Annotated in this window: 8 protein-coding genes; 7 read left to right on the top strand and 1 reads right to left on the bottom strand. The window is 66.5% G+C overall.

Annotation, left to right across the window (positions count from 1 at the left end; all coding sequences use genetic code 11):
* Positions 1-597 precede the first annotated feature (597 nt).
* A complete protein-coding gene (locus CKO23_RS09600) occupies positions 598-2208 on the bottom strand; it encodes a hydantoinase B/oxoprolinase family protein (RefSeq protein WP_200330433.1) in 1611 nt (536 codons plus the stop codon).
* Between the two features lie 232 nt (positions 2209-2440).
* On the opposite strand from CKO23_RS09600, the gene CKO23_RS09595 reads away from it, so the two are divergent.
* The 7 genes from CKO23_RS09595 (at position 2441) to dtd (ending at position 9734) form a co-directional block, all read left to right on the top strand.
* Positions 2441-3022, top strand: a complete 582-nt coding sequence (locus CKO23_RS09595) for a Fe-Mn family superoxide dismutase (protein WP_200330431.1) — start codon at positions 2441-2443, stop codon at positions 3020-3022.
* Positions 3023-3170: 148 nt separating this feature from the next.
* The gene (locus tag CKO23_RS09590) at positions 3171-4349 is read left to right on the top strand and encodes an aspartate aminotransferase family protein (protein ID WP_200330429.1); all 1179 of its coding nucleotides are present in this window, start codon (positions 3171-3173) and stop codon (positions 4347-4349) included.
* Positions 4350-4376: 27 nt separating this feature from the next.
* The gene (gene argF / locus CKO23_RS09585) at positions 4377-5303 is read left to right on the top strand and encodes an ornithine carbamoyltransferase (RefSeq protein WP_200330427.1); all 927 of its coding nucleotides are present in this window, start codon (positions 4377-4379) and stop codon (positions 5301-5303) included.
* A 243-nt stretch (positions 5304-5546) separates the two neighbouring features.
* Entirely contained in the window at positions 5547-6233 is a 687-nt protein-coding gene (locus tag CKO23_RS09580; RefSeq protein WP_200330425.1) for a TIGR04211 family SH3 domain-containing protein, read from the top strand.
* Positions 6234-6410: 177 nt separating this feature from the next.
* Positions 6411-8258 (top strand): dihydroxy-acid dehydratase, encoded by a 1848-nt coding sequence (ilvD, locus tag CKO23_RS09575; protein ID WP_200330423.1) that lies wholly within the window; start codon positions 6411-6413, stop codon positions 8256-8258.
* A 79-nt stretch (positions 8259-8337) separates the two neighbouring features.
* Complete coding sequence (gene pip / locus CKO23_RS09570; RefSeq protein WP_200330421.1) at positions 8338-9300, top strand: prolyl aminopeptidase; 963 nt, start codon at positions 8338-8340, stop codon at positions 9298-9300.
* Complete coding sequence (gene dtd, locus CKO23_RS09565; protein WP_200330419.1) at positions 9297-9734, top strand: D-aminoacyl-tRNA deacylase; 438 nt, start codon at positions 9297-9299, stop codon at positions 9732-9734. Before pip ends, dtd begins: the two co-directional genes overlap by 4 nt.
* Positions 9735-9817 lie beyond the last annotated feature (83 nt).

Here is a 9817-nt window from a genome sequence, read left to right as displayed (position 1 = left end):
CGACTGAGCCCTCCCAGGTTCCTGGGCGACCCGTGCGTGCATGCCCTGCTCTCAGACCCCGGCGGAGTCTCGGCATCAGGCCAGTACAATGCCGAGACTGTTGCCTTCCGGTGATTGGAATGCGTCGGCTCCGCTGGCATCAGTTTCGGGGCTCTATCACACAGCCTACACGCCCCCTGTGTTCGCTTCGCAGCCGGGATCACTCCCGCACCACGCCACACTCGGTTCCGGTGGATGGCCAATCCTTACCGGCTCGGGACTTTCACCCGGTGGGCCGCAACAAGGAGTTTCCGATTCGCTTATCCGTCCGCTATCTTCCTCTCCTTCCAGGCTTTGCCTGGCGCAACCAACCGATGACCAAGGCCTGAATTCCGGAAATGACCAGACCCAAGAAGCTGGGGAAGGTAGGATGGGCAAAGTCCGCGCTCCAGGCTCAAATGCAGCCTCGGCGCTGGACGGACGTGCCCATCTTGCAAGGCTCCCAACTGGAAGGATGGGCACGCCCGTCGGTCACCAGCGTTCCGAACCGAATGCATCGCGCGGGCTTTGCCCATCCTACATTCAATGCCGTTGGTCCGTTATTTCCCGGAAATGACCTCAAGACCCTCGGATGCCGCGGCCTCGGGCGAGTGTCGTCCGCCCCCAGCCGCCACCGCCGGGGGTCTCGATGGTCAGAGCGTCACCCGGCTGGAGCAAGACAGAGGTCTTGCCCGGCACCTCCCGCCCGTTGACCAGATTGCGTCCACGCGCCCCAGGCTCACCGCCCGCGCACCCCCAGGGGCCCCTGCGCCGCCGCTCGGTGAGCAAGGTCGCCTCGGTGGGCGCGAGAAACAGCAACTCCCTGACCAGGCCCTCGCCGCCCTGTCGCGCCCCGGCACCGCCGGACCCCTGGCGCAAGGCGTAGCGTAAGACGCGCAGCGGCAGCCGCGCCTCCAGGACCTCGACCGGGGTATTGAGCGTATTGGTCATGTGGGTCTGCACACCGGACCAGCCACCGCCGCGCGCGCCGGCGCCCATGCCGCCTCCGATGGTCTCGTAGTAGTCCCAAGCCCGGCCTTGCGCGCGGGAGCCCATCGCCAGGTTGTTCATGCTGCCATGGCTGGCGGCTGGAATGAGGTCCGGCAGCACCTGCGCCAAGGCACCGGTGACCACATCCACCAGGCGCGTGCTGGTCTCGACGTTGCCCGCCGCGACCGCCGCGGGGCGGCGGGCGTTGATGAGACAGCCGGCGGGCGCGTGCAGGCTGATCGGGCGGAAGCTGCCGGCGCAGGCGGGCGTCTGCGGCGGCATGAGACAGCGAAAGACGTAGAGCACGGCGGCAGCCGCCACCGCGAGCGGACAATTGATGTTGCCAGCGACCTGGTCCGCCGTCCCGGTGAAGTCCAGCCGCACCCCGGACGGCGAGACCGTCATCGTCAAGCGGATCGGGATGTCGCGGTTGCCCTGACCGTCGTCGTCCATGAGGTCTTCGAAGCCATAGACGCCCGCCGGAATCCGCGCCAGCGCGGCACGCGCCAGACGCTCGCCATAGGCATTGAGGTCGGCGAGGGCCGCGTCGAAGCCCTCCCGCCCCATGCCGCCGGCCAAGCCGGTCAGACGCCTGACGCCAACGCGATTGGCGCCGATCTGCGCAAGGAAGTCGCCGCGCGCGTCCTGGGGGTTGCGTGTCGCGCCGAGGATGCCGCCCAAGGTGGCATCGTCCAGCACCCCCGCGCGGATCAGATGGCGGGGTGAAATGACCACCCCCTCTTCCTCCAAGGACGCGGAGACCGGCATCGAGCCCGGCGAACTGGCGCCAATATCTGCATGATGGGCGCGGTTCACCACGAAAGCGGTCAGCTCGCCCCCAATGAACAGGGGCGCGACCAGGGTCACGTCCGGCAAATGGGTTCCGCCCAGATAGGGATCGTTCAGGACGAGCATGTCGCCGTCGCGCCAGTCGACAGCCGCAACGATGTCCGCCATGGCATAGGCCATGCTGCCGAGATGGACCGGGATATGCGCGGCCTGGGCGCAGAGTAGTCCGCAACGGTCGAAGATGGCGCAGGAAAAATCCAGGCGGTCGCGGATGTTGGGCGAAAAAGCCGCCTGACGCAGGATCACCCCCATCTCGTCGCAGACGGCGTCGAGACGGCTGGAAAAGAGCGCGAGGTCGATCGGATCGAGCGGCACGGGCGTCTTGCCCCCTGGTTGAAAGGCGTCCGGCATGGTCACACAGGACTCGCCAACCTTGCAAAATTCGGGGGCGACCTCACCTCCGCCGCGACCGATCACGCCGCCAAGGTTCGCCGACGAACCAAGACCGCGCTGCTCGCCCGCGCACGAGCCCGGTTGACATAGAGGCATCCGGTCCAACCTTTTTCGACGACGATCTGGATTTCACAGCGACAGCTCATCACAGCGTCGACTCACCACAGCGAAGACTCAGGAGAAGCTGACAATGGCATTCGAATTACCGGCACTTCCGTACGAGAAAGACGCACTCGCGCCGACGATTTCCGCCGAGACGATCGAGTACCACTACGGCAAGCATCACCAGACCTATGTCACCAAGCTCAACGACGGCATCAAGGGCACCGAATTCGAGGCGATGTCGCTCGAAGACATCATCAAGAAGTCCTCCGGCGGCGTCTTCAACAACGCCGCACAGGTCTGGAATCACACCTTCTACTGGAATTGCCTGAGCCCCAACGGCGGCGGTGCTCCAGCGGGCGCCCTGGGCGATGCCATCAAGGCCACCTTCGGCTCTTTCGACACCTTCAAGGCAGAGTTCGAGGCCGCCGCGACCGGCAACTTCGGCTCCGGCTGGACCTGGCTGGTGAAGAACGCGGACGGCTCCATCGCCATCCACAACACCTCGAACGCTGGCACGCCCATGACCGAGGGCAAGACCGCCCTGCTGACCATGGACGTCTGGGAGCACGCCTACTACATCGACTACCGCAACGCCCGGCCAAAATACCTCGAAAGCCTCTGGGCGAAAGTGAACTGGGACTTCGTGAGCGCCAACTACGCGGCCTGACCCGGCGAATATCTTGCTGAAAATATTGTCTTTGCAGTAGGCAAAGCGGTATATTTCCGCACTTCGCCTTACACAGAGAGGCGGTTTCCCATTGGCGGAACCGCCTCTTTTATTTTCCATCCAGCAGCTCGATCGGGGTGATTCCGCCATGAGCGAACCCTTGATGGCCACCTACAAACGCCTGCCCGTTACCTTCGAAAAAGGTGACGGCGTCTGGCTCTGGGATACCGAAGGCAAGCGTTATCTCGACGCGCTCTCCGGTATTGCCGTTTGCGGCCTAGGCCATGCCCATCCCGCCGTGCGCGACGCCATCTGCGAGCAGGCCGGACAACTCATTCATACCTCCAACATCTACCGGATCGCGGAGCAGGAGCGCCTCGGCGCCATGCTGAGCGAGCTGGCAGGCATGGACAGCGTCTTCTTCGCGAACTCGGGCGCGGAGGCCAACGAGGCGGCGATCAAGCTCGCGCGGCTGTACGCCCATCGCAGAGGCGTGGAGAACCCGGCCATTCTGGTGGCCGAGAGCAGCTTCCACGGCCGCACCCTCGCGACCCTGTCCGCCACCGGCAACCGCAAGGTCCAGGCCGGATTCGAGCCACTGGTCCAGGGATTCGTTCGGGTGCCTTACAACGACCTGGAGGCCATCGAGATCGCGGCGGCCAACCGTGCCAACATCGTCGCCATCCTCATCGAACCCATTCAGGGCGAGGGCGGCATTCAGGTTCCCTCGGACGACTACCTGCCGCGCCTGCGCGAGATCTGCGACCGCGAGGGCTGGCTACTCATCCTCGACGAGATCCAGACAGGGATGGGGCGCACCGGCCAAGTCTTCGCCCACATGCACGCCGACGTGCGCCCGGACGTCATGACGCTCGCCAAAGGGCTCGGCAACGGTGTCCCCATCGGTGCCTGTCTGGCGCGCGGCGCGGCGGCGGAGGTGCTGACGCCAGGCTCGCACGGCTCGACCTTCGGCGGCAACCCGCTCGCCTGCCGGGTCGGGCGCGCCGTCCTGGAGACCCTGATCGCGGACCGACTGACCGAGAACGCGGCCACCCAGGGCGCCTACCTGGCCGCCGCATTCCGGGAGTCCCTCGGATCACTCCCCGGGGTCGTCGAGATCCGCGGGCGCGGCCTCATGCTCGGAATCGAACTGGATCGCCCCTGCGGCGACCTGGTCGGCATGGCGCTCGCATCGGGGCTCCTCATCAATGTGACCGCCGATCGCGTCATTCGGCTCCTGCCACCCCTCATCTTCGAGCAGGCGGATGCCGACCTGCTCGTGCAGCGACTCACCGACCTCGTCCAAGGCTTTCTGGGCAACGCCTGACGACGTCGTCGCGGAGACTGATTCCCTATGCACGCCCAAGAGACCCATTGTCGGCACTTCCTCAAGCTCACGGACCTCGGCCCCGCCGAGGCCAAGGCGTTGATCGCACGCGCCATCGAGCTCAAACGCAGGCACAAGGCCGGCGAGGACCATCGCCCGCTCGCCCACCGCACCCTGGCGATGATCTTCGAGAAGTCATCCACGCGGACCCGCGTCTCCTTCGAGGCCGGCATGACCCAGCTCGGCGGTCACGCCATCTTCCTCTCGGCGCGGGATACGCAACTCGGGCGGGGCGAGCCCATCGAAGACAGCGCGCGCGTCATCTCCCGCATGGTCGACGCCGTCATGATCCGCACCTTCGATCAAGCGACCGTCGAGCGTTTCGCGGCACATTCCCAGGTACCCGTGATCAACGGCCTGACGGACTACCTGCACCCCTGCCAACTCCTGGCCGACCTGCAGACCTTCGTCGAGCACCGCGGTGACATCCGCGGCAAGCGGGTCACCTGGATCGGGGACGGCAACAATATGTGCCACTCCTTCATGGAAGCCGCGCAGCTCTTCGACTTCGAGCTACGCGTCGCCTGCCCGCAGGGCTACGAGCCCGACGCCGGACTGCTCGCCGCCTGCGGCAACCGCTGCAGCATCCTGCACGACCCGATCGAGGCTGCGTCAGGCGCCCATCTGGTCGCGACGGACGTCTGGGCCAGCATGGGACAGGAAGAGGAGCAGGCACGCAGGCTCGCGGCCTTCACCCCCTTCCAGGTCACGGACGCCGTCATGGCCAGCGCCGCGACCGATGCCCTCTTCATGCACTGCCTCCCCGCACACCGGGGAGAGGAAGTCGCCGCATCCGTGATCGACGGCCCTCAGTCCGTCGTGTGGGACGAGGCCGAGAACCGCCTGCACGCCCAGAAGGCACTGCTGGAGCTACTCATCAATCCGCCGCGGTAGGGCCACGGCCCGATCCACGACGACGGGGCCGTCCTCTGGACCGCCCCGTCACTCGCCCCAGGGGAACGGCGCATTGCTTGCGCGCCCCGCGTGGGATAAGGACACCAGAGCCTCTTCAAGCACCTCTGCACTGGCGCATGGAGCGACCCGGAAACCGCGGTTTCACGTCGCACGCCGATCGATGACCGGGAGGGCATTCGATTAGCGCGGCCCCCAGAGAACCTGAACGAAGACTGGAGACCCATGGTGACACGCCACGGATTCACCCTCGCCCTCTTGGCCCTCATCAGCGCGCTCGGCGCCACGACACTCTACGCAGACACCGGCTATGTGACCGACCAGCTCGAGATCACGCTGCGCGCGGGAGCCGGCACGCGCTTCAAGATCCTGAGAATGCTCACCAGCGGGACGCCACTGGAGATCCTGAGCACGGACGCCAGAACAGGCTATGCGCGGGTGCGGACGGAAGATGGCACCACGGGTTTCGTGCTGGAGCGCCAACTGCAGGCCGAACCCGTTGCCCGCACCCAGGTCGCCGAGATGACGCAGCGTCTCGACGCGCTGATGAAGGAGCCGGACTCGCTCGCCAAGACGCTCACCAGTCTGCAGGCAGAGCATCAGACGCTCGTTCAGACCGCCGCCACGCTGGAAACCGACAATCAACGGCTGACCCAGGAGCTTGCGGATCTCCGGCAGGCATCCGCCAACGTCGTGGAGATCACCGAGGCTTACCAGCGTCTGCAGACCGAGACCGACAAGCTCACCCAGGAGCGCGACGACCTCCTGCAGGAGAACCAGTCGATCACGAACGCCGAGCATCAGCGTTGGTTCATGATCGGGGGCGGCGTCATGGCCGGCGGCATTCTGCTCGGCATCATCCTGCCGCACCTGCGCACGCGCCGGCGCAAGTCGGCCTGGAATGCCATCTAGCAGAACCCGCTCACATCACCGAGACCCGAAAGGCATCCGCTCGCAGTCAGCCCTGAGCGGCCGGACACTCAAGCCGCCCTCGCTCAGACGTCGCGACAGCCCGGTACCCTCAAGAGACCGGACGATGGCGTTATACTGAGCGCCAATCCGTTCTCTATCCATTCCAGGGTCTCCCCAATGCCTCAGTACCGCTCCAGAACCAGCACCCATGGACGCAACATGGCCGGCGCGCGCGCCCTCTGGCGCGCGACCGGGATGAAGGATGGCGACTTCGAGAAACCCATCATCGCGGTCGTCAACTCCTTCACCCAGTTCGTGCCCGGGCATGTCCATCTGAAGGACTTGGGCCAGCTGGTGGCGCGCGAGATCGAGGCCGCGGGCGGGGTCGCCAAGGAGTTCAATACCATCGCGGTCGACGACGGCATCGCCATGGGCCACAACGGCATGCTCTACTCGCTGCCCTCGCGCGAGATCATCGCCGACTCGGTGGAATACATGGTCAACGCCCACTGCGCGGACGCCATGGTCTGCATCTCCAACTGCGACAAGATCACCCCCGGCATGCTGATGGCCGCGCTGCGACTCAACATCCCGGCGGTCTTCGTCTCCGGCGGCCCCATGGAGGCCGGCAAGATCCTGCGCGGAGACTCCGAGGTCCATCTCGATCTGGTCGACGCCATGATCGCGGCCGCGAGCCCCAACGAGACGGACGCGAGCGTCGCCGAGCTGGAGCGCTCGGCCTGTCCGACCTGCGGCTCCTGCTCCGGCATGTTCACGGCCAACTCCATGAACTGTCTCACCGAGGCGCTGGGTCTCAGCCTGCCCGGAAACGGCTCGCTGCTCGCCACCCACGCCGCGCGGAAAGACCTCTTCCTGGAGGCCGGGCGCCTGGTGGTGGATCTGGCGAAACGCTACTACGAGGCGGACGACGCCAGCGTCCTGCCACGCGCAATCGCCTCCTTCGCGGCCTTCGAGAACGCCATGAGCCTGGACATCGCCATGGGCGGCTCGACCAACACCGTCCTGCACCTGCTCGCGGCGGCCAGCGAGGCCGAGGTCGACTTCACCATGGCCGACATCGACCGCCTCAGCCGCAAGGTGCCCAACCTCTGCAAGGTCGCCCCCGCGACCCAGAAGTACCACATGGAGGACGTGCATCGCGCCGGCGGCGTCATCGGCATCCTGGCCGAGCTGGATCGCGCCGGGCTCATTCATCGCGACGCCGGCAGCGTGCACAGCGCCTCGCTCGGGGACGCCCTGGATGCGTGGGATGTGGTCACGAGCCAAGCGCCTCAGGCCAAGACGCGCTTTCTCGCCGCCCCAGGCGGCATCCCGACCCAAGTGGCCTTCAGCCAGAATGCGCAGTGGCCGGATCTGGATCTCGATCGCGCGGGCGGCTGCATCCGCAACCTGGCCCACGCCTACAGCCTCGACGGCGGACTCGCCGTCCTCTTCGGCAACCTGGCCGAGGACGGCTGCATCGTCAAGACCGCAGGCGTCGACGCCGAGAACCTCCGCTTCCAGGGACCAGCGCGGATCTTCGAGAGCCAGGAGGCAGCCGTCGAGGCCATCCTCACCGACCGCATCGTCGCCGGCGACATCGTCCTCATCCGCTACGAAGGCCCCAAGGGCGGCCCCGGCATGCAGGAGATGCTTTACCCCACCAGCTACCTCAAATCGAAGGGACTTGGGAAAGCCTGTGCACTCATCACGGACGGCCGCTTCTCCGGCGGCACCTCCGGCCTGTCCATCGGCCACGTCTCGCCGGAAGCCGCGGAAGGCGGGCTCATCGGGTTGGTCGAGGAAGGCGACCGGATCGAGATCGACATCCCCGGCCGACGCATCCATCTTGCCGTCGCGGACGAGACCCTCGCCGCTCGCCGCGCCGCCATGGAGGCCAAGGGCGACCTGGCCTGGCAGCCCGTCAATCGCCAGCGTCTCGTGTCCTCCGCGCTCAAGGCGTACGCGGCCATGACCACCAGCGCGGCGCACGGAGCGGTGCGGGATGTCTCTCAGCTCGGTTGAGCCGAGGGGCACTTGCCCGCGCAGGTCAAGATCCGTACTGCCCCCCGAAACGCCCAATTCACCGCAACCCAGTTGACGCATGGACACGAACGAAACGGCCCTCTACCCAGTCACAGACCCCTTCGCGACCCACGAGATCGAGGTCGACAACGGACACCGGCTCTATGTCGAGGAGTGCGGACGCCCGGACGGCATCCCCGCCGTCTTCCTGCACGGCGGCCCCGGGGCCGGCTGCGAACCGGCCCACCGCGGCTTCTTCGACCCGTCCCGCTATCGGGCGGTGCTCTTCGACCAGCGTGGCTGCGGGCGCTCGACCCCGCATGCGTCATTGATGGCCAACACCACCTGGGACCTGGTCTCGGACATGGAGATCATCCGCCAGCGGCTCGGCATCGAGCGTTGGCTGGTGTTCGGCGGCTCCTGGGGCTCCACCCTGGCGCTCTCCTACGCCCAGATGCATCCGGAGCGCGTCTCCGCGCTGGTGGTGCGCGGCATCTTTCTCTGCCGCGACGAGGAGATCCGCTGGTTCTATCAGGAGGGCGCGAGCTGGGTCTACCCGGACTTCTGGCAGGACTATCTGGCCCCCATCCCCGCGGACGAGCGCGACGATCTGCTCCACGCCTATCACCGCCGTCTCACCAGCGAGGACGCGGCAGTGCGCATCGAGGCGGCGAACGCCTGGTCGATCTGGGAGGGACGTACCGCCACCCTGCGCGGCAATCCGAGCGTACAGGCCCACTTCGCCGATCCACACGTCGCCCTCAGCCTGGCGCGGATCGAATGTCACTATTTCGTCAACCAGGCCTTCCTGGCACCCAACCAGCTGCTGCGCGATGCCAAACGCCTGGCCAGCATTCCCGGCGTCATCATCCAGGGCCGTTATGACCTCATCTGCCCCATGCGCAGCGCCTGGGAGCTCCATCAAGCCTGGCCAGCGGCCGATCTGCAGGTGATTCCGGACGCCGGCCACTCGGCCTTCGAGCCCGGCATCCGCCGCGCCCTGGTCGCGGCCACGGACCGTTTCGCCCGGGAACTCGGGTGATCGGCCTCCTCCAGCGGGTCGCGCAAGCCCGTGTCGAGGTGAATGGAGAGGTCATCGGCCTCATCGACCGCGGCCTGCTGGTCCTGGTCGGGGTGCAAAAGGGCGACACGACGGCACGCGCGGATCGGCTACTGGAGCGTCTGCTTGGCTACCGGGTATTCCCGGATGCCGACGACCGCATGAACCTCAGCCTGCGCGACATCCAGGGCGGTCTGCTGCTGGTGCCCCAGTTCACCCTGGCGGCGGAGACCAAGAAGGGCACTCGCGCCAGCTTCACCTCCGCCGCCCCGCCGGAGGAAGGCGAGCGACTCTTCGACTATCTGGTTTCCCAAGCCCGGACGACGCATGCGCCGGTCGCGACCGGGCGCTTCGGGGCCGACATGCAGGTGAGTCTCGTCAACGACGGACCCGTGACCTTCTGGCTGGAGAGCTGAAAGCGGTCTGCAACGACTACAAGGACCGCGAGTATGTTCGGCTGGCGCTCATCGGACGCCGGCTCGGGCTCTGTGAACCACGG

Origin of the sequence: Thiocystis violacea, assembly GCF_016583565.1 — a bacterium.
In the GTDB taxonomy this organism is placed as follows: Bacteria; Pseudomonadota; Gammaproteobacteria; order Chromatiales; family Chromatiaceae; genus Thiorhodococcus; species Thiorhodococcus violaceus_A.
The sequence above is the reverse complement of the archived record's forward strand: the minus strand, read 5'-3'. Positions and strand labels throughout refer to the sequence as shown.